Genomic DNA, 22,511 nt, shown 5'->3' with positions numbered 1-22,511 from the left:
CACTGTGGATTGCCATGCCTGACTGGCACTTTCGCGAGCAGGGTCGCTCCCACATCTGGAATGCATTTCCCTGTGGGAGCGAGCCTGCTCGCGAAGCTTTTGCTGTTCAGGCGCCGAAGGCGTCTTTCAGAAAGCCCGGGGCGATGTAGCGCTGATAATGCGCTTCCGACAGCAGGAAGAATTCCCGATCAATGGCATCGCGCAGTTCCGGCAGGTTCCAGTCGCGGAACTCCGGCAGCAATACCATCCCGTACGCCTCAAGATTAATGATCACCCGCGCGCCCCGGGCAATCAGCTGATAGGCCCAGCAATATTCCGACTGATGCGGTACGAAGCGGATCTTGCGCTGTTCGAGCTGCTCGCGCAGGCGCGCCGGATCGAAGATCTCGACTTTGCTCGCCATCACTTGTGACAGCAATTGCTCCAGACGCAGCCACACCGCACGCTTTTCCTCCTCGTTGTATCCGTTCCAATGGATCACTTCGTGGTGGAAACGCTTGCAGCCACGGCACACCAGGTCACCGTAAACGGTGGAGCAGAGGCCGACGCAGGGGGTCTTGATGGTCTGATTGGGCATAAATGGGCAGAACACTGAAACGCGGAACAGGCCGGCATGTTAGCCCTTTGTCGGGCATTGATCACCCCTCAAACAGCAAGGTCTCGCCAGCGTCGCAGGTTTGCTCCGGCCGCGCTGATTGCCACGAAAGTCCAATAGAGCGCGACTTACCTTTAAATTTTTTTTGCCGTAGAATCAGCCAGCCTTTTAAGGCGCCAATGTCCGTTAGAAGCTGTTTTCAAAGCGTCACGAGCACAGTCGTTCCTTCAGAGCGGTGTTGGCGAAGGGTTTTTCCAGCGGGGAAAAGCCCAACGCCAACCCTCATCAGCTCCCCGTTCTGCAGGCGTAAAACTTTGAAAGCAGCTTCTGTAAGGAATTGCCGGTAATTCTGGCCGAACGACCCACAACGTCGTGAGGCGCATGAGTACGGCAATTTCGGGATGAGCGTCCCGGACACCCATTTGGGACCACTGATGAGGGTAATAACTGTGCTTGAAGCCTACCGCAAACATATCGAAGAGCGTGCAGCCCTGGGTATCGTTCCCCAGCCGCTTAACGCCGAACAAACAGCAGGCCTGATCGAGCTGCTGAAGAACCCTCCGGCTGGCGAAGAAGCTTTCCTCGTTGACCTGATCACCAATCGCGTACCACCTGGAGTGGACGAAGCCGCCTACGTCAAGGCCGGCTTCCTGTCTGCCCTGGCCAAGGGCGAAGCCACCTCCCCTCTGCTGGACAAGAAACGCGCTGTAGAACTGCTCGGCACCATGCAGGGCGGCTACAACATCGTCACCCTCGTTGAACTGCTGGACGACGCCGAGCTGGCGCCAGTCGCCGCCGAAGAACTCAAGCACACCCTGCTGATGTTCGATGCCTTCCACGATGTCGCTGAAAAAGCCAAGAACGGCAACGTTCACGCCAAGGCCGTGCTGCAATCCTGGGCTGACGGCGAGTGGTTCAAGAAGCGCCCGGTCCTGGCCGACAAGATCAGCCTGCGCGTATTCAAGGTCACCGGCGAAACCAACACCGACGACCTCTCCCCTGCGCCAGACGCCTGGTCGCGTCCTGACATCCCGCTGCACGCCCTGGCCATGCTGAAAATGGCCCGTGACGGCATCGTTCCGGACGAGCAAGGCAAGACCGGCCCGATGAAGCAGATCGAAGAAATGCGCGGCCAGGGCTTCCCGATCGCCTACGTCGGTGACGTGGTCGGTACCGGTTCCTCGCGTAAATCGGCGACCAACTCGGTGCTGTGGTTCTTCGGCGACGACATCCCGTACGTGCCGAACAAGCGCGCTGGCGGTTTCTGCTTCGGCAGCAAGATCGCTCCGATCTTCTACAACACCATGGAAGATGCCGGCGCACTGCCAATCGAGTTCGACGTATCGAACATGAACATGGGCGACGTGATCGACCTGTACCCGCACGCTGGCAAAGTCTGCAAGCACGGTACCGACGAAGTCATCACCACTTTCGAAATGAAAACCCCGGTGCTGCTGGACGAAGTCCGTGCCGGCGGTCGTATCCCGCTGATCATCGGCCGTGGCCTGACCGAAAAGGCTCGGGCCGAACTGGGTCTGCCAGCGTTCGATCTGTTCAAGAAGCCTGAAGCTCCGGCTGAAAGCACCAAGGGCTTCACCCTGGCGCAGAAAATGGTCGGCAAGGCCTGCGGTCTGGCAGAAGGCCAGGGCGTGCGTCCTGGCACCTATTGCGAACCGAAGATGACCACCGTAGGTTCTCAGGACACCACAGGTCCAATGACCCGTGACGAACTGAAAGACCTGGCGTGCCTGGGCTTCTCCGCTGATCTGGTGATGCAGTCGTTCTGCCACACCGCGGCTTATCCAAAGCCGATCGACGTGACCACCCACCACACCCTGCCTGACTTCATCATGACCCGCGGCGGCGTTTCCCTGCGTCCGGGCGACGGCATCATCCACTCGTGGCTGAACCGCATGCTGCTGCCGGACACCGTCGGTACCGGTGGTGACTCGCACACCCGTTTCCCGATGGGCATCTCGTTCCCGGCCGGTTCCGGTCTGGTCGCGTTCGCCGCTGCCACTGGCGTCATGCCGCTGGACATGCCGGAATCGATCCTGGTGCGCTTCAAAGGCAAGATGAAACCTGGCATCACCCTGCGTGACCTGGTTCATGCCATTCCGTACTTCGCTATCCAGAACGGTCTGCTGACCGTCGAGAAGAAAGGCAAGAAAAACGCCTTCTCCGGCCGCATCCTGGAAATCGAAGGCCTGGAAGGTCTGACCCTGGAGCAGGCGTTCGAACTGTCCGACGCCTCGGCCGAACGTTCGGCTGCCGGTTGCACCATCAAGCTGTCGAAAGAGTCGATCACCGAGTACCTGCAGTCCAACATCACCCTGCTGCGCTGGATGATCGGCGAAGGCTACGGCGATGCGCGCACCCTGGAACGCCGCGCTCAAGCGATGGAAGCCTGGATCGCCAATCCTGAGCTGATGGAAGCCGATGCCGACGCCGAATACGCCGAAGTCATCGAAATCGATCTGGCCGAGATCAACGAGCCTGTGCTCTGCGCGCCGAACGATCCGGACGACGCCCGTCTGCTGTCCAGCGTTGCTGGCGAGAAGATCGACGAAGTGTTCATCGGTTCGTGCATGACCAACATTGGTCACTTCCGCGCTGCCGGTAAACTGCTGGATCAGGTCAAGGGTCAGCTGCCAACCCGTCTGTGGCTGTCGCCGCCGACCAAGATGGACGCTCACCAACTGACCGAAGAAGGCTACTACGGCATCTACGGCAAGGCTGGCGCTCGCATGGAAATGCCAGGCTGCTCGCTGTGCATGGGTAACCAGGCACGCGTTGAGCCGAACAGCACCGTGGTCTCGACGTCGACCCGTAACTTCCCGAACCGTCTGGGCGACGGCGCGAACGTCTACCTGGCCTCGGCCGAGCTGGCGTCCGTTGCTTCGATCCTGGGTCGCCTGCCGACCGTCGAGGAGTACATGGAATACGCTGGCAAGATCGACAGCATGGCGGCCGATGTCTACCGCTACCTGTCCTTCGACCAGATCGCCGAGTTCCGTGAAGCTGCTGCGAACGCCAAGATCCCGGTCGTTCAAGCCTAACGCTGCAAGGCAATAAAAAACGCCGCCCATCGTGAGATGAGCGGCGTTTTTTTTGATCGTTCCCACGCTCCGCGTGGGAATGCAGCCCCGGACGCTCTGCGTCCCCAAGCGTGACGCAGAGCGTCACAAGAGGCGTTCCCACGCAGAGCGTGGGAACGATCAGTCATTACACAGCCAGCTTGTAAACCAGCGCCGAAATCGCCACCAGTCCCACCGCCGTAACAAACACGTTCGACGCCTGACCGCGATAGCGCGCCATCGCTGGCACATTGCGAATCGCGTACATCGGCATCAGGAACAGGATTGCCGCAATCACCGGCCCACCGACGGTTTCGATCATGCCCAGGATGCTCGGATCAAGCGTTGCGACGATCCAGCAGATCACCAGCATGAACGCCGCCACGATGCGATCCAGCGCCTTGGCGCCCGGACGTCTGCCGCTTTTGACGATCAGGCCCTTGAGGCCTTCGCTGGCCCCGATGTAATGACCGAGGAACGACTTGGAGATCGCCACAAACGCAATCAACGGCGCCGCAAACTCGATGGTCGGGTTGCTGAAGTGGTTGGCCAGGTACGACAGGATCGACAGATTCTGCTCTTTCGCCTCAGCCAGTTGCTCCGGCGACAGGGTCAGCACGCAACTGAATACGAAGAACAGCACCAAAATGACCATCAATGCATGAGCGCGCGCGAGGATCTGTGAGCTGCGCTCGTCGGCGTGCACACCGTAACGACGCTTCTGGTCCATCGCGAACGCCGAGATGATCGGCGAATGGTTGAACGAGAACACCATCACCGTAATCGCCAGCCACAGCGTGTGCAGCAACGCTGACGGCGCCGGCACTTGCGAGGCGGTGGCGAGGATGCCGCCGTTCCAGTGCGGAATCAGGTACACGGCAAGGAACAGCAGCGCAACGATGAACGGATAGACCATCAGGCTCATGGCCTTGACGATCGCTTGCTCACCGCAACGCACCACGGCCAGCAGGCCGAGAATCAGCACGAACGACAGCAATGCGCGCGGTGGCGGCGTGATGTGCAGTTGGTGTTCGAGGAAACTGGCGACCGTGTTGGTCAGGCCGACGCTGTAGATCAGCAGGATCGGGAAGATGGCAAAAAAGTACAGCAGCGTGATCAAGGCACCGGCCTTGATACCGAAATGCTGCTCGACCACTTCGGTGATATCGGCGCCTTCGCGACCGGACAGGACAAAACGGGTCAGGCCACGGTGCGCGTAAAACGTCATCGGAAATGCCAGCAGCGCGAGGATCACCAGCGGCCAGAAGCCACCCAATCCTGCGTTGATCGGCAAAAACAGGGTGCCGGCGCCAATGGCCGTCCCAAACAGTCCCAGCATCCAGGTGGTGTCCTGGCGATTCCAGCTCGAAAGTTCAGCGGGTGCTGCTGCGTCGAAGCGCTTTTCGAGGCTATTGGCCTGATCATTCATCCGGTCGGATCTCCGCTTTCCGGTCACTTGCCACTCGGTCAGGACGCGTCGGAAAAAACCGACAGACATGCTCCGGCCGAAACAGGGGCGCGATTCTCCGCGATAAATCAATGCAAGCAAAGACTTAGCTGAGGAATGGTTGTGCGGAGCAGACCCAAGGATGGTCGTTTATGGAAAAAACAAGGTCGTTTATGGATACGTCAGATGCCGCAAACGGATACGTTTTGCACCCACCCATGCGTCATCGAATGCGCCTAGAGCGATATGCCGAGCATGAAACCCAATAAAACGCAGTACAGCCCGAAGCCGAAGAGCAACCAGAGCTTGCCATTTTCGCGCTTGTCTCTATTGCGCACCGCTTCGTCATATTCTGCGAACTCTCGCTCAATTTGCTCCAGTCGTGCCTTACGGTCATATGTGCTCATACTGATTAACCTTTGAATAATGCGCCTGACGGTCGTGAAGCATGAAGACTCACAACTTGAAGAAAAACCCTGCCACTGCGGTGATTGCAGTCAAGACTCCACCAAACACTGCAATTGGATAGAGCTTCGTCTCCCTTGATAACTTTTTCTCTTCAGCCTGAAGCTTTTTCCATTCAGCCACGAGTTTCCTTGATTCGTTTTCCAGCCTGTCGAGCTCCAGATTTTCGCGATCGTTATGGAACATTTTGCCCTGCTTGGCTGCTGGCGGATCGGTGTCAGCATTTGCATGCACATCGACGGCTATCGTCATGCCCTTATCATCAAACTGTTCCATTCACGCTGACCAGCAGACGCATCTGCCATTCCCGTAGGCAAAATCCGCGAGTCACGTAAGCCTCCTCATACACGGTATTTGCAATATTCCAGACCAATTACCTGCCAGAACCCTGCCCTTGATCTAGCGTGTGAGAAGCCATAACCCAAGGAGCCTCCCATGCCACTGGTCCGCGTCGACATCCAGCAAAACCCCGACCCCACTTTCGCCAGGCGCATCGGCGAACAGATCTACGCCGCCCTGCGCAGCTGTATCGATGTCCCCGAACACGACAACTTCCAGATTCTCAATGAGCACGATGGCCAGCACTTCGTGTACGACCCGCAATACCTCGGCATCCAGCGCAGCGACGGCGTGGTGTTCATCCAGATCACCATCAGCGAAGGGCGCAGCGTGGAAAAGAAACAATTGCTGTTCAAAACCATTGCCGAGCGACTGCATGCGCAACTGGGCATTCGCCTGGAGGATGTGTTCATCAATCTGCTGGAGGTGAAGAAAGAGAACTGGTCGTTCGGTAATGGTGTTGCGCAATACGTCAGCTGATGGGTCGTGCGCCATGCCTGCGTACTTGCTTGTTCCACGAACCCGTCCAGAATCAAAGCACCACTGCGTGAATGCAACGATTGCCAAGCCGCTGCGGATTCAGCACTCTGAGTCGACTTTCGCGACCCACCCGCCGCCAATCACAGGAGCCGCGCAATGCCCGCAACCGTTCTGGTACTGGTTGAAACGATCAATGACTATCTGCCGATTCTCGAGCATCAGGGTTTCCACCTGATTCTTGCACCAACGCCAGCCGAACGCGCGCAAGCCATCGCCACTCATGGCAGTCGCATCGATGCCGTGCTTACTCGCGGCCCACTGGGCCTGACTGCGCAAGAGATCAGCGCCCTGCCCGCCCTGAAAATCATCACGGTGATCGGCGCCGGTTATGAACAGGTCGATCTGCAAGCAGCCAGTGACCGTGGCATCACCGTCACCAATGGCGCCGGAGTCAACGCCTCGTCAGTGGCCGATCATGCGATGGCATTGCTGCTGGCATTGGTCCGCGACATCCCGCGCTGCGATGCCGCCGTGCGCCGCGGTGAATGGCCGAAAATCATGCGCCCGTCGCTGGCCGGCAAGCGTCTGGGCATCCTCGGACTGGGCGCGGTGGGCATGGCGATTGCCAAGCGTGCGGAGCTGGGTTTCGACATGCAGATCAGCTACCACAACCGCCAGGTGCGCAGCGACGTCGCTTATGCGTTCTGCTCAACACCGACCGATCTGGCGCGAGCCTCGGACTTTCTGGTCGTTGCCACGCCCGGTGGCATTGCTACTCAACATCTGGTGACGCGAGCCGTGCTCGATGCCCTCGGCCCCAAGGGATTTATCGTCAACATCGCCCGCGCCAGTGTTATCGCAACGGCAGACCTGATCACTGCACTCGAACAACGTCGTATCGCCGGCGCAGCGCTGGACGTGTTCGATCACGAACCGGAAGTGCCCGACGCCCTGAAACACCTCAGCAACGTTGTGCTGACTCCCCACGTCGCCGGGCTTTCCCCCGAAGCCACCCAAGGCACCGTTGAACTGGTGGGGAAAAACCTGATGGCGTTTTTCTCCGGACAACCGGTGCTGACGCCTGTCGCCCTGCCGCCCAAGTTGAACAACCAACGCGTGCATTAACTCGCACGGGATCCTCGGTCTGCGCCGATCTTTGTCCCATTCTCAAAGTTGATTATCCAGCAACACGCTAACCTATAAGACCGACTCGCGCTTGTGAGCACCCGAGCGCACCATTAGATTAGCCAATGATGTCTGGCCTCCAAAATAAGCAGAAGGGATAAGCATGGCGCTTACTGACCAGTCCACCCGGATCCGCGCGGGCGAAGAACTCGATGCCAGCCTGATCGATCCGTACCTCAAGGCGCACATTCCCGGCCTGACCGGCACTCCGCAGATCAGCCAGTTTCCCGGCGGCGCGTCGAACCTGACCTACCTGCTGGAATATCCGGAGCAGGAATTCGTTCTGCGCCGCCCGCCGTTTGGCCACAAAGCCAAATCCGCCCACGACATGGGCCGTGAATTCCGCATTCTCAACCAACTGCGCGACGGCTTTCCGTATTGCCCGAAGGCCTACGTGCATTGCACTGACGAAGCCGTCATCGGCGCCGAGTTCTATGTGATGGAACGGGTCAAAGGCATCATCCTGCGCGCCGAACTGCCGCCGGAACTGGGCCTTGATTCGGCGAAAACCGAAGCGCTGTGCAAAAGCTTCATCGACCGGTTCGTCGAACTGCACCGGGTCGATTACAACACCTGCGGCCTCGGCGATCTGGGCAAGCCCGAAGGCTACGTCGCGCGGCAGATCAAGGGCTGGAGCGAGCGCTACGAAAAAGCCCTGACCCCGGACGCGCCGCACTGGGAAGCAGTCAAAGCCTGGCTCAACGACAAGATGCCGGCCGACCACCCGACCTCGAGCATCGTCCACAACGACTATCGCTTCGACAACGTCATCCTCGACCCGGCCAATCCGATGCAGATCATCGGTGTGCTCGACTGGGAACTGACCACCCTCGGCGACCCGCTGATGGACCTGGGCAACACCCTCGCCTACTGGATCGAAGCCGGCGACCCGGCACCGGTGCAACTGATGCGCCGCCAGCCAAGCCACGCACCGGGCATGCTGACCCGCCGCGAATTCGTCGACTACTACGCCGAGCGCTCGGGCATCCGCATCGACAATTTCGACTTCTACTACACCTACGGCCTGTTCCGCCTGGCCGGCATCGTGCAGCAGATCTACTACCGCTTCTACCATGGCCAGACGCAGGACAAACGCTTCGCGCAGTTCATTCACATGAACAAACTGCTGGAGCAGATGAGCCTGCAGGTCATCGAGAAATCCAGCCTCTGATCCGGGCCAATAACAAGACTTCCAACAAGGGAAACCCATGTCCAAGACTCAGTTGTTCGACCTCGACGGCAAAATCGCTTTCGTCTCCGGTGCCAGCCGTGGCATCGGTGAAGCCATCGCCAAACTGCTGGCCCAGCAAGGCGCCCATGTAATTGTTTCGAGCCGCAAGCTCGAAGGCTGCCAACACGTCGCCGACGCCATCACCGCCGCCGGCGGCAAGGCAACAGCCGTGGCCTGCCACATCGGTGAGATGGAGCAGATCAGCCAGGTCTTCGCCGGGATCAAGGAACAATTCGGCCGCCTCGACATCCTGGTCAACAACGCCGCGACCAACCCGCAATTCTGCAACGTGCTCGACACCGATCTCGGTGCGTTCCAGAAGACCGTCGATGTGAACATTCGTGGCTACTTCTTCATGTCGGTCGAAGCCGGCAAGCTCATGCGAGAAAACGGTGGCGGCAGCATCATCAACGTCGCCTCGATCAACGGCATCTCGCCGGGCATTTTCCAGGGCATCTATTCGGTAACCAAAGCGGCGGTCATCAACATGACCAAAGTCTTCGCCAAGGAATGCGCGCAATTCGGCATCCGCTGCAACGCCCTGCTCCCTGGCCTGACCGACACCAAATTCGCCTCGGCGCTGGTCAAGAACGATGCGATTCTGAAACAGGCATTGACCCAGATCCCGCTCAAACGCGTAGCCGATCCAAGCGAAATGGCCGGCGCGGTGCTGTACTTGGCCAGCGATGCGTCGAGCTACACCACTGGTGTGGCGCTGAATGTGGATGGCGGATTCCTGTCCTGATTTCCAGGGCAGATACCTGACCCTTGTGGGAGCGGGCCTGCTCGCGAAAGCGTTGGGTCAGTCAGCTATGTTTTGACTGATATCACGCATTCGCGAGCAGGCTCGCTCCCACAGGGTCACTGCTGGGTTTCAGGCTTCGTGCAATCGAGGAATCGCGAATCTTATTGGGTTATGCAACGGGTAGTGGTGATGTGGCGCGTTACTTGCCCATCGACATACATATCCCCGGCAACCTCAGTATTCTCCAGCACCTCACACCGACGTTCCGGCGGAGGCGGCGGCGCGACAGGCGCAGGCGGTGGAGGACTGGAACAACCGGCCAACAGCACAGCAAGAAAAGCCAACGGCAATACGCGTTTCCCAGGATTATTCATAGGACGACCCGCGGTAAAGGGAGACAAACTCCCGCAACCCAACCGGCCGCGGAAGACCTGACCACTCATTCTTTATAGCTGAGCGCCTTGTTAGCGCCAGTGGATTGGGGAGATTGGGTGGGATTGGCTGTCGGTTTTGCGGGGTGTTTCCGGTAGAGGGCTGGATTGGGATTATGGTCGTCGGCGAGGGCCTCATCGCGAGCAGGCTCGCTCCCACAGAAAAGCAAAATCAAAGCAAGCAAGCCGCCCCACCACCCAACACGATGAGCGTTAGCTCGAGTACCGCTTTTGATCTTGATTCACAGGCGACGTCGGAAGGCTGAGTGGAGGGATTGATCCGGGCGTGGGAGCGCAGCGACCGTACGACGCAGTCGTACACAGCGGAAGGAGGTGCAGCGAAGCAAACCGTAGCCGCTGCGCCCGGATCAGTCCCGGAGCGAAGGAACCCGAGCCTGCGAGGGCCGAACGCAGGAGCAAGCCTTTTCGGTTACCTTTTCGGCGTTTGGAAAAGGTGACTCGCCGTAAGGGCGAAACCGCCAGCCGCAACACCCGCAGAAACGGATATACACCCACCCCCCCCCCGAGCATGGCCGGCCCAAAGGCCGCCAAGACCCAAAGCGCACTAAGCCAAATCCGGATCCCGCGAAGAACGCAAGGAATTGCTCTCAAGCTCATACCTCAACTCATCCACCAACGCCTCGACCGCCCCAGGCGTACGCAGCGAAGCCAGATCCAGCCCGCTGATCACCAGATCCACCTGCCCCGAATCCCGGTGATACAACTTGACCGTCAGCGAATGATCACCATCCACCGAACACTCACAAGCCAGCGGCGCAAAACTGTGCTCGAGCCGAGCGCGCAACTGCGCAAGATTCATCATTGACGTTGTTCCTATGACTGTTTCAAAAGGGGCACGATCGCAAACCCGAAATGGTCTACACCGCACCCCACCAGCCTAAGAACACAACGCCTTGGCCAATACATGAATTTGCACCCTTGTAACTAGTGCATTTGCACCCCTCAACGCTGGCCCTTGGTGCCCCACTCTCCCGAAAACAAACCGCGCTCCCGAGCCCAGACGATCGCCTCGCTGCGGCTATGCACATCGATTTTCGAGTACACGGTGGCCACATGATTGCGCACGGTATTGGGCGCCAGCTTCAACCGCGCAGCGATCTCCTTGTCTGCCAGACCTTCACAGATCAAGCCCAGGACATCGCGCTCACGGGCCGTCAGGTCAGTGAACGAGGCACTTGGCAGCTGCGGCGAGTTGATCTTCTTCACGTTGGCCAGCTTTTCGATCAGCGTCCGGCTGAACCACGACGCATCCTTCATCACCTCTTCAATCGCCGCGACCAGCTCAAGCTCAGTGCGCTTGCGCTCGGTCATGTCCATCAACACCAGCAGGTAGCAGGACGTGTCGTGAATGTTCACGGTGTCGGCCGAGACCGCACATTCCAACAACTCCTCGTCCTTCTTGCGCACCGGCACATCGACCCGATCGACCCGGCCGTTCTTCGCCAGCGCCGACAATAACCGGGTGCGCGCGCCGTCATCGTGGATGAAGCTCAATTGCGTCACGGTTTTGCCGAGTACGTCATCGCTGTCATAGGCCAGGGTATCGAGGAATGCCTGGTTGACGTCGATGACCTCCTGCTTTTCAGCGGTGCAGATCAGAATCGGCACCGGAGTCAGACGAAAAGCCTTGGCAAAGCGCTCCTCGCTCTGACGCAAGGCCACTTCGACCCGGCGCCGGGGCTCCATGTCGACGAAAGAGAACAGCATGCAATTCTCGTCATTGAGCAGCAGCGGCTGACCGGCAACGATCACCTGTTTACTGCCACCGTCGGGGAGGCGCAGTTCTGCCTGCATCTGCGGAATGGTCGCGACATCGCGCAAGCGCTGAACGGCCAGATCGCGCTGATCGGCCTGTTCGAAAATATCGATTTCATACGCCGAGGTGCCGATCACCTGATCGCGGGTATAGCCGGTCATTTCCAGAAAGCCCGGGTTGACCTTGATGTAACGCAAATCGCTGAGTCGGCAGATCACTGCCGGTGCAGGGTTGGCATTGAAGGTTTTTTCGAAACGCAGCTCAGCGTTGGCCCAATCGGTGACGTCGCTCATGATCAGCACCAGCGACTCGGGCTGGCCGACGCGGTCGGTCAGCACCATGCTGCGCACGCTATGCACCCAGACCCGCTCCGGGTCGTCCACGGACGAGACTTCGATCAGCACATCATTGAACGTCTCGCAGCGGGCGACGCGGCTGATCGGGTAGTTGTCCGGCGGCAAGACATGATTGTTGCGATAGCGCAGCGTGAAGCGTTTGGCATACTCGTCGGCGTTGCTGCCCAGATCACCGATGGTGCTGACACCGTGCATGGTCAGCGCCGCTTCGTTGGCCCAGAGAATGCTTTTGTCGAGTTCCAGCAGAATCACCCCGTCCGACAGCCCGGCGATGATCTGCTGCAACTGGCGACGGTTGGTTTCGGTGGTCAGGACTTCCTGGCTCATTGGATCTCCACACTGTGATGCGGCTAGGTGAAGAGTACGACCGCAGCGGCTCGGGATCGTGCCACAGCCTCAAAATCGCCAGAAATCCCCTGTGGGAGCGAGCCTGCTCGCGAAAGCGCTGGGTCAGATAGACCATTCGGTGACTGACCCGGCGCATTCGCGAGCAGGCTCGCTCCCACAGGTTTGCTTGGTGTGTTTACCTTAGGCGGCACGCTCGCTGGCCGCCACCATCGCCGAAGCCGCGAGCATTGCCCTTAGCAACACCGCACACCCCGCCGCGAGATCATCCGGTGCGGCATTCTCGATTTCGTTATGGCTGATCCCACCCTCGCACGGCACGAAGATCATCCCGGCCGGGCCTAGTTCGGCGAGGAAAATCGCGTCATGCCCGGCGCCACTGACAATGTCCATGTGCGACAGACCCAGCCCTTTCGCGGCACCGCGCACCGCCTCCACGCAGCCCTTTTCGAAGTACAGCGGCGGGAAGTCGGCGGTCGGGGTCAGTTCGTAGGTGAGGCCGTGCTCTTCGCAGGTCGCCTCGATGACTTGTTTCACTTCGGCAATCATCGAATCCAGCCGCGCCGGCTCCAGATGCCGGAAGTCGAGGGTCATGCGCACTTCGCCGGGGATCACGTTGCGCGAGCCGGGATAGGCTTGCAGGCAGCCGACCGTGCCGCAGGCGTGGGGCTGATGGCCGAGGGCGGCGCGGTTGACGGCGCCGACGACCACCGAAGCCCCGACCAGAGCGTCCTTGCGCAAGTGCATCGGCGTCGGGCCGGCGTGAGCTTCGACGCCGCGCAATTTCAGGTCGAACCACTTCTGCCCGAGCGCGCCGAGTACCACGCCGATGGTTTTCTCTTCGTCCTCGAGGATCGGGCCTTGCTCGATGTGCGCTTCGAAATAGGCGCCGACTGCGTGCCCGCTGACCTTGCGCGGGCCGGCGTAGCCGATGGCATTCAGCGCTTCGCCGACGGTGACACCGTCGGCGTCGACCTTGGCGAGGGTTTCTTCGAGGGTGAATTTCTCGGCGAAGACTCCGGAGCCCATCATGCACGGGGCGAAGCGAGAGCCCTCTTCGTTGGTCCAGACCACCACTTCCAGCGGCGCTTCGGTTTCCACGCCGAGGTCGTTGAGGGTGCGCAGCACTTCGACGCCAGCGAGCACGCCGAAGCAACCGTCGAACTTGCCACCGGTGGGTTGAGTGTCGATGTGGCTGCCGGTCATCACCGGCGGCAGGTTCGGGTTGCGCCCGGCGCGGCGGGCGAAAATGTTGCCCACGGCATCGACCGTGACGCTGCAACCGGCGTCCTTGCACCACTGCACGAACAGGTCGCGGGCCTGGCGGTCGAGGTCGGTCAGGGCCAGGCGACAGACGCCGCCCTTGACCGTGGCGCCGAGTCTGGCCAGTTCCATGAGCGAGGCCCAGAGGCGATCGCGGTTGATGTGCTGATGGGTGGACTTCAGAACGTCTACGGCTGCGTTCATGGTGATCTCCTCAATGCTGATGCCGATAGTGCCCATGCTCTGCGTGGGCATTCATCCATGGACGCTCTGCGTCCGCTGTTGGGACGCGGAGCGTCCCGGGCTGCATTCCCACGCAGAGCGTGGGAACGATCATGTGTTACACCGCGGTTTTCACGGCAGAAGGCTGCGCCCGCATCACGCACAACCCGTAATAAATAATCCCGCCCAGCGCCGAGCCGGTGAACCAGCCATAGCTGTAGAACCAGCTGAACGCATCGCTGCCCAGCGACAGCAAGGTCAGCGCCACCGGCACGCCAAAGGCAAGAAAACCGGCCCAGTTCCACGCCGGATACACGTCATCGCGGTACAGCCCGGCGAGGTCCAGTCGCTGTTTCTTGATCAGGAAATAATCCACCACCATGATCCCGGCGATCGGCCCGAGCAGGCTTGAGTAGCCCAGCAGCCAGTTCGAATACACGGTTTCCAGGCTGATGTCGGAAACGATCAGGCCAAGCTTTTTCAGCAGTTCATGGCCCATCAGCACCAGCCCGACCAGACCGGTGAGCAACACCGCTTTGGTGCGGTTGATCACCTTCGGCGCGATGTTCTGGAAGTCATTGGTTGGCGAGACGATATTGGCGGCGGTGTTGGTCGACAGTGTGGCAACGATGATCAGCGCCATGGCCACCGCCACCCACACCGGGCTCTGGATATGCCCGATCAGCGTGACCGGATCGGACACGGTGACGCCGACCAGTTTCACCGATGCGGCGGTCATCACCACGCCCAGCGCGGCGAAGAGGAACATGGTCAGCGGCAGGCCGAAAATCTGCCCGAGGATCTGATCCTTCTGGCTCTTGGCGTAGCGGCTGAAGTCGGGAATGTTCAGCGACAGCGTGGCCCAGAACCCGACCATCGCCGTCAGCCCTGCTGCGAAATAACTGACCACGCTGGCGCCTTCCGGACGCTTGGGCGGGATCGCCAGCAACTCAGTCATCGACACATTGGGCATCGCCCACACCAGCAGGCCTATGCCCACCGCCACCAGTAACGGCGCCGACAAGGTTTCCAGCCATTTGATCGACTCGGCACCGCGAATCACCACCCACAGATTCAGCGCCCAGAACACCATGAAACCGATCACCTCGCCGGTGCCGCCGAGGGATTTCCAGCCCTCGAACACCGAGCCGAGAAACAGGTGAATCGCCAGTCCGCCGAACATGGTCTGGATGCCGAACCAGCCACACGCCACCAACGCGCGGATCAGGCACGGCACGTTGGAACCGAGAATGCCGAACGACGAGCGCAGCAGCACCGGAAACGGAATGCCGTACTTGGTGCCGGGGAAAGCATTGAGGGTCAGTGGAATCAACACGATGACGTTGGCGAACAGAATCGCCAGCAGCGCTTCGCCGACGCTCAAGCCGAAATAGGCGGTGAGCACGCCGCCGAGGGTGTAGGTCGGCACGCAAATCGACATCCCGACCCACAGCGCGGTGATGTGCCATTTGTTCCAGGTGCGTTCGCGCACCTTGGTCGGTGCCATGTCGTGGTTGTAGCGGGGACTGTCGAGGACATCACCGCCCGCTTCGAGCTCGTACAAGCCGTCGCGCTCGGTCACTTGTGATCTGGTCTGTTGCATGGCCGCTCCACTGTTCTTCTGATTATTTTTTGCTCATCAGGCGGCTGGCGCATAAGGCGCCAGCCGGACGATGGCCGGAGGAACTGACAACTTTCATGCACCGGCCATGGTGTCAGCGGCGGCATCAATAAACGTGCCGGGTCTGGCGCTTAACGCTTGGGCGGTGCACTGGATGCTTTGCAACTTTCTGATATTCATCAGTTTTAATTGAATATTCAATGAGTCCGGGAAAACTTGTCTGAACGCTCAGGCTAAACGTCGGGCAAGTTGTCCGAAGTGTCAGGACTCAAACTGGTGCACTGCATTTATTTTTGTCGGTGAACCCGCAACCGCAGCACAACTTCAAGCGGCTGATTTCACATAGGAAATCTTGCTCATATTTCCATCCTGTCAAGTGCGTCAAAATGGTGAGCAGCCTCACCATTTTGGTGATTTCCATTATTTATCCTTATTTATCAATAGCTTGAAAGAGCTATAAGCTTATAAAAAATATTCTTGATCATTCTTGAAATCGCGACTAGTTTCTATTCCTGACAGCGATGACAGGAATACGAACTGCGCCGCTGTACTTCAATAAAACATCTAGAACCGGCACAAGTCGGTCATGCCTGCGAGGAATCCGGAATGTCTCTGTTGATCCGTGGCGCCACCGTTGTTACCCATGATGAAAGTTACCGCGCCGACGTCTATTGCGCTGACGGCGTGATCAAAGCCATTGGTGAAAACCTCGACATTCCCGCCGGCGCAGAAATGCTCGACGGCAGTGGCCAATACCTGATGCCCGGCGGCATCGACCCGCATACGCATATGCAACTGCCGTTCATGGGCACCGTTGCCAGCGAAGATTTCTACAGCGGCACCGCTGCCGGCCTGGCCGGCGGCACTACCTCGATCATCGACTTCGTTATTCCCAATCCGCAGCAATCGCTGATGGAAGCGTTTCATCAGTGGCGCGGCTGGGCGCAAAAGTCTGCGTCGGACTATGGCTTCCACGTCGCGATCACCTGGTGGAGCGAGCAGGTGCGCGAGGAAATGGCCGAGCTGGTCAGCCACCACGGCATCAACAGCTTCAAGCATTTCATGGCCTACAAGAACGCGATCATGGCCGCCGACGACACTCTGGTGGCGAGTTTCGAGCGCTGCCTGGAACTTGGTGCGGTGCCGACCGTGCACGCGGAAAATGGCGAGCTGGTCTATCACCTGCAACGCAAGCTGATGGCCCAGGGCATTACCGGGCCGGAAGCGCATCCGCTGTCGCGGCCTTCGCAGGTCGAAGGTGAAGCCGCGAGCCGGGCGATCCGCATTGCCGAAACCATCGGCACGCCGTTGTATCTGGTGCACGTTTCCACCAAGGAAGCTCTGGACGAAATCACCTACGCACGCAGCAAGGGCCAGCCGGTTTACGGCGAGGTGCTGGCCGGGCACTTGCTGCTCGACGACAGCGTCTATCAACACCCGGACTGGCAGACCGCCGCCGGCTACGTGATGAGCCCGCCGTTCCGTCCGCGCGGCCATCAGGAGGCGCTGTGGCACGGGCTGCAGAACGGCAATCTGCACACCACCGCCACCGACCACTGCTGCTTCTGCGCCGAGCAGAAAGCCGCCGGCCGCGACGACTTCAGCAAGATTCCCAACGGCACCGCCGGTATCGAAGACCGCATGGCAGTGTTGTGGGATGAAGGCGTCAACTCCGGGCGATTGTCGATGCAGGATTTCGTTGCGCTGACCTCCACCAACACAGCGAAGATATTCAATCTCTATCCACGCAAAGGTGCGATCCGCGTGGGCGCCGATGCCGATCTGGTGCTGTGGGATCCGCAAGGCACACGGACCATATCCGCCAAGACCCACCATCAGCAGGTGGACTTCAACATCTTCGAAGGCAAGACCGTGCGCGGCGTGCCGAGCCACACCGTCAGCCAGGGCCGTGTGGTCTGGGCCGACGGCGACCTGCGCGCCGAACGCGGCGCCGGACGCTACATCGAACGGCCGGCCTACCCGGCGGTGTTTGATTTGTTGAGCAAGCGGGCGGAGTTGCATAAGCCGACTGCCGTTAAACGCTGACCCCTAGTGATCGTTCCCATGCTCTGCGTGGGAATGCAGCCCGGGACGCTCTGCGTCCCATTGGAACGCAGAGCGTCCCTTGAGGCATTCCCACGCAGAGCGTGGGAACGATCAACCACTGCCCACCAGAGGCGGCACCTCAATTAGCCATGAGGCCATAAACCGTGATCGAGACCCTGAACCACCTCCCCCACCCGCACGAAAGCGCGGCCGCCCTCGCCGGCCATTTCACTGATCTGGCGCCGCCGCTCAATGCCCGGCAAGCTCACCTGGAGGCGTCGCGCTGCCTGTATTGCTACGACGCGCCTTGCGTCAATGCATGCCCCAGCGAAATCGACATTCCGTCGTTCATCCGCAACATCCATCAGGACAACGTACAGGGCGCAGCGCAAAAGATCCTCTCGGCAAACATCCTCGGCGGCAGTTGCGCGCGGGTCTGTCCAACGGAAATCCTCTGCCAGCAGGCCTGCGTGCGCAACAACGCGCAGGAGTGCGCGCCGGTGCTGATTGGTCTGCTGCAACGTTATGCCGTGGACAACGCGCATTTCGCCGAGCATCCGTTCCAGCGCGCCCCGGCCACAGGCAAACGTATCGCCGTGGTCGGCGCCGGGCCGGCCGGGTTGTCCTGCGCCCATCGCAGCGCGATGCACGGGCATGATGTGGTGATTTTCGAAGCACGGGAAAAGGCCGGCGGGCTCAACGAGTACGGCATCGCCAAGTACAAACTGGTCGATGACTACGCGCAGAAGGAGCTGGACTTTCTCCTGCAGATTGGCGGCATTGAAATCCGCCACGGCCAGAAACTCGGTGCAAATCTTACTCTCAGCGAACTGCATCATCAGTTTGACGCGGTATTCCTCGGCCTCGGCCTGAATGCCAGCAAGCAACTCGGTCTGGCCCACGAAGACGCGCCGGGCCTGCTCGCCGCCACCGACTACATCCGCGAACTGCGCCAGGCCGATGACCTCACGCAACTGCCCTTGGCCGAACGCTGCATCGTTCTCGGCGCCGGCAACACCGCGATCGACATGGCCGTGCAAATGGCCCGCCTCGGCGCGCGCGACGTTAATCTGGTGTATCGCCGTGGTGCGGCAGACATGGGCGCCACCCACCATGAGCAGGACATCGCCAAAGCCAATCAGGTGCGATTGCTGACCTGGGCCCAGCCGGAGCAAGTGTTGCTCGATGATCAGGGCCGCGTGCGCGGCATGCGTTTCGCCCGCACCGATCTGGTTGAAGGCCGTCTGCAAACCACCGGAGAAACCTTCGAGCTGGCTGCCGATGCGATCTTCAAAGCCATCGGCCAGAGCTTCGATGACAGCGCTCTCAGCGATCCGTTGGCGCGCGAGCTCAAACGTCAGGGCGAACGCATCGAGGTCGATGAACACCTGCGCACCAGCGTCCCCGGCGTGTATGCCGGCGGCGACTGCACCAGCCTCGATCAGGACCTCACCGTGCAAGCAGTGCAGCACGGCAAACGCGCCGCCGAGGCGATCAACGCTCAACTGATGCTCAACGTGGAGGCTGCGTAAATGGCCGATCTCTCGATAGTCTTCGCCGGTATCAAAGCGCCCAACCCGTTCTGGCTGGCTTCCGCACCGCCCACCGACAAGGCCTACAACGTGGTCCGCGCCTTCGAAGCGGGCTGGGGTGGCGTGGTCTGGAAAACCTTGGGTGAGGATCCGGCGGCGGTCAACGTTTCCTCGCGTTACTCGGCGCATTACGGCGCCAATCGCGAAGTGCTGGGCATCAACAACATCGAACTGATCACCGACCGCTCGCTGGAAATCAACCTGCGTGAAATCACCCGAGTGAAGAAGGATTGGCCGGATCGCGCGCTGATCGTGTCGCTGATGGTGCCGTGTGTCGAGGAGTCGTGGAAACACATCCTGCCGCTGGTCGAGGCCACTGGCGCCGACGGCATCGAACTGAACTTCGGCTGCCCCCACGGCATGCCCGAACGCGGCATGGGCGCGGCGGTCGGCCAAGTGCCGGAGTATGTCGAGCAGGTGACGCGCTGGTGCAAGACGTTCTGCTCGCTGCCGGTGATCGTCAAACTCACCCCGAACATCACCGACATCCGCGTCGCTGCCCGGGCGGCACATCGTGGTGGCGCCGATGCGGTGTCGCTGATCAACACGATCAACTCGATCACCAGCGTCGACCTGGACCACATGGTCGCCCTGCCCACCGTCGGCAGCAAAAGCACCCACGGCGGTTATTGCGGTTCGGCGGTCAAGCCGATTGCGCTGAACATGGTCGCGGAAATTGCCCGTGATCCGCAGACCCAGGGCTTGCCGATCTGCGGCATTGGTGGCATCGGCAGCTGGCGCGACGCCGCTGAGTTCATGGCGCTGGGCAGCGGTGCGGTGCAGGTGTGCACGGCGGCGATGCTGCATGGTTTCCGCATTGTCGAAGAGATGAAGGATGGCCTGTCGCGGTGGATGGACAGCCAGGGCTACGCCAATATCGCCGAATTTTCCGGGCGCGCCGTGGGTAACACCACGGATTGGAAGTACCTCGATATCAACTACCAGGTGATCGCGAAGATCGACCAGGAGGCGTGCATTGGTTGCGGGCGTTGCCACATCGCTTGTGAGGACACCTCACACCAGGCGATCGGCAGTCTGAAACAGGCCGACGGCACGCATAAATATGAAGTGATCGATGAGGAATGTGTGGGCTGCAACCTGTGCCAGATCACCTGCCCCGTGGCCGACTGCATCGAGATGGTGCCGATGGACACGGGCAAGCCGTTTCTGGACTGGAATCATGATCCGCGCAACCCCTACCACGTCGCGGTTTGATTGATCGTTCCCACGCTCCTGCGTGGGAATGCAGCCCGGGACGCTCTGCGTCCCATTGGAACGCGGAGCGTCCCTGGAAGCATTCCCACGCGGAGCGTGGGAACGATCAAATCCATAATCGACACGGTCTTTCAGGTCGATGTACCTCTCAATACACCTCGGTCGGCCCCCTCTCCCTCTGGGAGAGGGCTGGGGTGAGGGTAAGCCCTTGATGGTGCTCTTCAAGGCTCCAGCCCGATCCCGCGCAAAATCACCCCCGTCACGGTCTGCACCGCCCGCTCGAACTGCATATCCGACAACGGCTGGTGATCATTGAGAATGTTCACCTGATGATCAAAGTCCGCGTAATGCTGCGTCGACGCCCAGATCATGTACAGCAAACCCGAGGGCTCCACCGGCAGGATCCGCTTGTCCTCGACCCACTGGCGAATCTTCGCTTCCTTCATCTTCGCCCAGTCATACAGGCTCGCATCCAGCGCTTCGCCCAGGGTCGGCGCGCCGTGGATGATCTCGTTGGCCCAGACTTTCGAGCCATAGGGCCGGCTGCGCGAATGATTCATCTTGGCGCGGATGTAACTGCTCAGCACCACGCGCGGGTCGTCGAACATCTCGAAGCACAGCGCGTCCTGCTTCCACACTTCCAGCAGATCGAACAGCACCGCGCTGTAAAGCTCGCTCTTGGTGCTGAAGTAGTAATGCAGATTGGAACGCGGCAACTGCACTTCGGCGGCGATGTCCGCCATGGCGGTGCTGCCGAAGCCTTTTTCGGCGAAAACCTTTTCCGCCGCCAGCAGGATTTTCTCGACGTTACTGCGGCGAATTTCGATCTTGTGATTGCCCATGTGGGCTCCCTGACAACAGCGTTGCGCAAGACTAGCATCCGCTCTGATCCGGGCGCGACCGCCGCCAACAAAACTTCTCAGGTACAAGCGCTATGGCACAGCGCTCACACCGATAGACGTTGGTTCACTCACGCCCAGATTACCTTCAACCTGCCCGGCCATGTGCAGCGTGCCGGCCATCACCCCCGTTGTCGGATTTTGCAGCAGCTTCTGCCAGGCCTTGTCGAAGGTGTTGCCGAGGCTGCTGCGGATCAGCGCTTCGCTGTCGGGGCGGTCGTTGGCCTGGATGATTGCGCGTATGCCGGCCACGCCGACCGAAATCATCGCCCCGGCCAGTTTCCCGGCTGCTGCCGCCACTGCACTGGCGGCGCCGCGCGGGGCCATTTCTGCTTCGATGCGCTGGCTGGCGCGCTTGGCCACCGGGGCCATCGCCGCGTCGGTGGAGGAAATGCCCTTGGCGCCGCCGTCGGTGTGGATCTTGTCGATCAGTGCGGCGTACGCCGGCAGGGTGTTGAGCGGCTCAGTGCTGATGACTTTGAACAGCGACGCATCCCGCGCCGGCGGCGGGCCCAGGGCGATGGCCGGGATCTTCTGCAAACGCCCATTGAGCTGCGCAATCGGCACACCGTGACGCTGGGCGATGAGCGGCATCTGCTGCGCCATCAACTGTGCGTAGAACGCCGTGGCCTGCGCCAGAATCGCATCCGGATCGATCTCCACGGCGACCGGCGCGAGGACTTTTTCCTGATATTGCTCAAGCAGATACGCCGCCAGCCGTTTCGCCGAAGCATCCTGCTCACCGCCGGCGCTGATCGTGTACCAACTGACCTTCATCGACAGCCATTCCTGGGTCCAGTAGCTGCTGAACCAGGGGATGAAATTTTCTTCAGTTTGCTGATAGACCCGAGTGCGCCAATGTTCCATCGAGCCACGGGCGAACAGCTTGACCTGCTCGGTGGCCTGCTGCGAAGCGCTGAGGATCTCGCGGTCGATCTGCTGCCAGGTTTGCGCCGACACCACCACCGCCTGCGGCGCACTCACCGGTGCCCGGGCCGAGGTGGCGCAGCCGGCCAGCAAAAGCAGTGCGGCGACGACCAGCGCGCGCGGGTTCACGGTGGTGGTGTCCTTTGGCTTGGGGAGGTGCAGGTTTGAGTATAGGTGGGTCAGTCGATTTCGATGCTGAAGGTTCCGGCCTCTTCGCGAGCAGGCTCGCTCCCACATCTGAATGCCTTGCACC

19 protein-coding genes are annotated in these 22,511 nt (G+C 60.2%); 8 read left to right on the top strand and 11 right to left on the bottom strand.

The features are described 5' to 3' along the window. Nucleotides 1–106: 106 nt before the first annotated feature. Nucleotides 107–577, bottom strand: coding sequence for a DUF1289 domain-containing protein (locus tag QMX86_RS20435; protein WP_024013275.1), 471 nt, complete (start codon nucleotides 575–577; stop codon nucleotides 107–109). 467 nt (nucleotides 578–1,044) lie between these two features. Between QMX86_RS20435 and acnB the strand changes: the two genes are divergently transcribed. Then, nucleotides 1,045–3,654 carry a bifunctional aconitate hydratase 2/2-methylisocitrate dehydratase gene (gene acnB, locus QMX86_RS20430; protein ID WP_024013276.1) on the top strand — a complete coding sequence of 870 codons (2,610 nt, stop codon included), beginning with the start codon at nucleotides 1,045–1,047 and terminating at the stop codon, nucleotides 3,652–3,654. 166 nt (nucleotides 3,655–3,820) lie between these two features. On the opposite strand, the gene QMX86_RS20425 is transcribed toward acnB, so the two are convergent. The 3 genes from QMX86_RS20425 to QMX86_RS20415 all read right to left on the bottom strand — a co-directional run bounded on the left by QMX86_RS20425 (nucleotide 3,821) and on the right by QMX86_RS20415 (nucleotide 5,770). Continuing rightward, nucleotides 3,821–5,101: a serine/threonine transporter gene (locus QMX86_RS20425; RefSeq protein ID WP_282386937.1), complete on the bottom strand. Its 1,281-nt coding sequence runs from the start codon at nucleotides 5,099–5,101 to the stop codon at nucleotides 3,821–3,823. A gap of 254 nt (nucleotides 5,102–5,355) precedes the next feature. After that, a complete protein-coding gene (locus tag QMX86_RS20420; protein WP_163032915.1) occupies nucleotides 5,356–5,526 on the bottom strand; it encodes a hypothetical protein in 171 nt (56 codons plus the stop codon). A gap of 49 nt (nucleotides 5,527–5,575) precedes the next feature. Beyond that, on the bottom strand, nucleotides 5,576–5,770 hold the full coding sequence (locus QMX86_RS20415; protein ID WP_056789207.1) for a hypothetical protein: 195 nt from the start codon (nucleotides 5,768–5,770) through the stop codon (nucleotides 5,576–5,578). 249 nt (nucleotides 5,771–6,019) lie between these two features. Between QMX86_RS20415 and QMX86_RS20410 the strand changes: the two genes are divergently transcribed. The 4 genes from QMX86_RS20410 (at nucleotide 6,020) to QMX86_RS20395 (ending at nucleotide 9,564) form a co-directional block, all read left to right on the top strand. After that, nucleotides 6,020–6,403 (top strand): tautomerase family protein, encoded by a 384-nt coding sequence (locus QMX86_RS20410; RefSeq protein WP_071172789.1) that lies wholly within the window; start codon nucleotides 6,020–6,022, stop codon nucleotides 6,401–6,403. Nucleotides 6,404–6,559: 156 nt separating this feature from the next. Then, on the top strand, nucleotides 6,560–7,528 hold the full coding sequence (locus tag QMX86_RS20405) for a 2-hydroxyacid dehydrogenase (RefSeq protein ID WP_071172790.1): 969 nt from the start codon (nucleotides 6,560–6,562) through the stop codon (nucleotides 7,526–7,528). 163 nt (nucleotides 7,529–7,691) lie between these two features. Further along, nucleotides 7,692–8,759: a phosphotransferase family protein gene (locus QMX86_RS20400; protein ID WP_122703913.1), complete on the top strand. Its 1,068-nt coding sequence runs from the start codon at nucleotides 7,692–7,694 to the stop codon at nucleotides 8,757–8,759. 37 nt (nucleotides 8,760–8,796) lie between these two features. Continuing rightward, nucleotides 8,797–9,564 (top strand): SDR family oxidoreductase, encoded by a 768-nt coding sequence (locus QMX86_RS20395; protein ID WP_024013283.1) that lies wholly within the window; start codon nucleotides 8,797–8,799, stop codon nucleotides 9,562–9,564. A 996-nt stretch (nucleotides 9,565–10,560) separates the two neighbouring features. Here the strand turns inward: QMX86_RS20395 and QMX86_RS20390 are convergent. The 5 genes from QMX86_RS20390 to QMX86_RS20370 all read right to left on the bottom strand — a co-directional run bounded on the left by QMX86_RS20390 (nucleotide 10,561) and on the right by QMX86_RS20370 (nucleotide 16,000). Next, a complete protein-coding gene (locus tag QMX86_RS20390; RefSeq protein ID WP_024013284.1) occupies nucleotides 10,561–10,818 on the bottom strand; it encodes a DUF1652 domain-containing protein in 258 nt (85 codons plus the stop codon). Between the two features lie 140 nt (nucleotides 10,819–10,958). Next, on the bottom strand, nucleotides 10,959–12,455 hold the full coding sequence (locus tag QMX86_RS20385; RefSeq protein ID WP_282387879.1) for a helix-turn-helix transcriptional regulator: 1,497 nt from the start codon (nucleotides 12,453–12,455) through the stop codon (nucleotides 10,959–10,961). Between the two features lie 201 nt (nucleotides 12,456–12,656). After that, on the bottom strand, nucleotides 12,657–13,940 hold the full coding sequence (locus tag QMX86_RS20380; protein ID WP_282390410.1) for a Zn-dependent hydrolase: 1,284 nt from the start codon (nucleotides 13,938–13,940) through the stop codon (nucleotides 12,657–12,659). Nucleotides 13,941–14,076: 136 nt separating this feature from the next. Next, nucleotides 14,077–15,561, bottom strand: a complete 1,485-nt coding sequence (locus QMX86_RS20375; RefSeq protein ID WP_282387893.1) for an NCS1 family nucleobase:cation symporter-1 — start codon at nucleotides 15,559–15,561, stop codon at nucleotides 14,077–14,079. A gap of 286 nt (nucleotides 15,562–15,847) precedes the next feature. Beyond that, complete coding sequence (locus tag QMX86_RS20370; protein ID WP_178083612.1) at nucleotides 15,848–16,000, bottom strand: hypothetical protein; 153 nt, start codon at nucleotides 15,998–16,000, stop codon at nucleotides 15,848–15,850. A 185-nt stretch (nucleotides 16,001–16,185) separates the two neighbouring features. Between QMX86_RS20370 and hydA the strand changes: the two genes are divergently transcribed. From hydA to preA, 3 genes are all read left to right on the top strand, one after another. Continuing rightward, the gene (gene hydA, locus QMX86_RS20365; protein WP_122698661.1) at nucleotides 16,186–17,625 is read left to right on the top strand and encodes a dihydropyrimidinase; all 1,440 of its coding nucleotides are present in this window, start codon (nucleotides 16,186–16,188) and stop codon (nucleotides 17,623–17,625) included. Nucleotides 17,626–17,789: 164 nt separating this feature from the next. Beyond that, nucleotides 17,790–19,157: an NAD(P)-dependent oxidoreductase gene (locus QMX86_RS20360; protein WP_282387249.1), complete on the top strand. Its 1,368-nt coding sequence runs from the start codon at nucleotides 17,790–17,792 to the stop codon at nucleotides 19,155–19,157. After that, nucleotides 19,158–20,432 carry an NAD-dependent dihydropyrimidine dehydrogenase subunit PreA gene (preA, locus tag QMX86_RS20355; RefSeq protein ID WP_282387248.1) on the top strand — a complete coding sequence of 425 codons (1,275 nt, stop codon included), beginning with the start codon at nucleotides 19,158–19,160 and terminating at the stop codon, nucleotides 20,430–20,432. Nucleotides 20,433–20,653: 221 nt separating this feature from the next. Here preA and QMX86_RS20350 read toward each other — a convergent pair whose 3' ends face one another. Together QMX86_RS20350 and QMX86_RS20345 are read right to left on the bottom strand one after the other, a co-directional pair. Beyond that, entirely contained in the window at nucleotides 20,654–21,274 is a 621-nt protein-coding gene (locus tag QMX86_RS20350) for a TetR/AcrR family transcriptional regulator (RefSeq protein WP_024013291.1), read from the bottom strand. Nucleotides 21,275–21,364: 90 nt separating this feature from the next. Then, on the bottom strand, nucleotides 21,365–22,387 hold the full coding sequence (locus QMX86_RS20345) for a hypothetical protein (protein ID WP_130927139.1): 1,023 nt from the start codon (nucleotides 22,385–22,387) through the stop codon (nucleotides 21,365–21,367). Nucleotides 22,388–22,511 lie beyond the last annotated feature (124 nt).

Source organism: Pseudomonas sp. PS01270 (assembly GCF_029959775.1).
In the GTDB taxonomy this organism is placed as follows: Bacteria; Pseudomonadota; Gammaproteobacteria; order Pseudomonadales; family Pseudomonadaceae; genus Aquipseudomonas; species Aquipseudomonas atacamensis.
Note: the sequence above shows the minus strand (reverse complement) of the source record. Positions and strands in the feature narration are given on the sequence as shown.

Bases quoted from the DNA above. Each gene is read 5' to 3' on its own strand.
- QMX86_RS20435 (WP_024013275.1), bottom strand. From the start codon at position 577: ATGCCCAATCAGACCATCAAGACCCCCTGCGTCGGCCTCTGCTCCACC.
- QMX86_RS20425 (WP_282386937.1), bottom strand. From the start codon at position 5,101: ATGAATGATCAGGCCAATAGCCTCGAAAAGCGCTTCGACGCAGCAGCA.
- QMX86_RS20420 (WP_163032915.1), bottom strand. From the start codon at position 5,526: ATGAGCACATATGACCGTAAGGCACGACTGGAGCAAATTGAGCGAGAG.
- QMX86_RS20415 (WP_056789207.1), bottom strand. From the start codon at position 5,770: ATGTTCCATAACGATCGCGAAAATCTGGAGCTCGACAGGCTGGAAAAC.
- QMX86_RS20410 (WP_071172789.1), top strand. From the start codon at position 6,020: ATGCCACTGGTCCGCGTCGACATCCAGCAAAACCCCGACCCCACTTTC.
- QMX86_RS20405 (WP_071172790.1), top strand. From the start codon at position 6,560: ATGCCCGCAACCGTTCTGGTACTGGTTGAAACGATCAATGACTATCTG.
- QMX86_RS20400 (WP_122703913.1), top strand. From the start codon at position 7,692: ATGGCGCTTACTGACCAGTCCACCCGGATCCGCGCGGGCGAAGAACTC.
- QMX86_RS20395 (WP_024013283.1), top strand. From the start codon at position 8,797: ATGTCCAAGACTCAGTTGTTCGACCTCGACGGCAAAATCGCTTTCGTC.
- QMX86_RS20390 (WP_024013284.1), bottom strand. From the start codon at position 10,818: ATGATGAATCTTGCGCAGTTGCGCGCTCGGCTCGAGCACAGTTTTGCG.
- QMX86_RS20385 (WP_282387879.1), bottom strand. From the start codon at position 12,455: ATGAGCCAGGAAGTCCTGACCACCGAAACCAACCGTCGCCAGTTGCAG.
- QMX86_RS20380 (WP_282390410.1), bottom strand. From the start codon at position 13,940: ATGAACGCAGCCGTAGACGTTCTGAAGTCCACCCATCAGCACATCAAC.
- QMX86_RS20375 (WP_282387893.1), bottom strand. From the start codon at position 15,561: ATGCAACAGACCAGATCACAAGTGACCGAGCGCGACGGCTTGTACGAG.
- QMX86_RS20370 (WP_178083612.1), bottom strand. From the start codon at position 16,000: ATGGAAATCACCAAAATGGTGAGGCTGCTCACCATTTTGACGCACTTG.
- hydA (WP_122698661.1), top strand. From the start codon at position 16,186: ATGTCTCTGTTGATCCGTGGCGCCACCGTTGTTACCCATGATGAAAGT.
- preA (WP_282387248.1), top strand. From the start codon at position 19,158: ATGGCCGATCTCTCGATAGTCTTCGCCGGTATCAAAGCGCCCAACCCG.
- QMX86_RS20350 (WP_024013291.1), bottom strand. From the start codon at position 21,274: ATGGGCAATCACAAGATCGAAATTCGCCGCAGTAACGTCGAGAAAATC.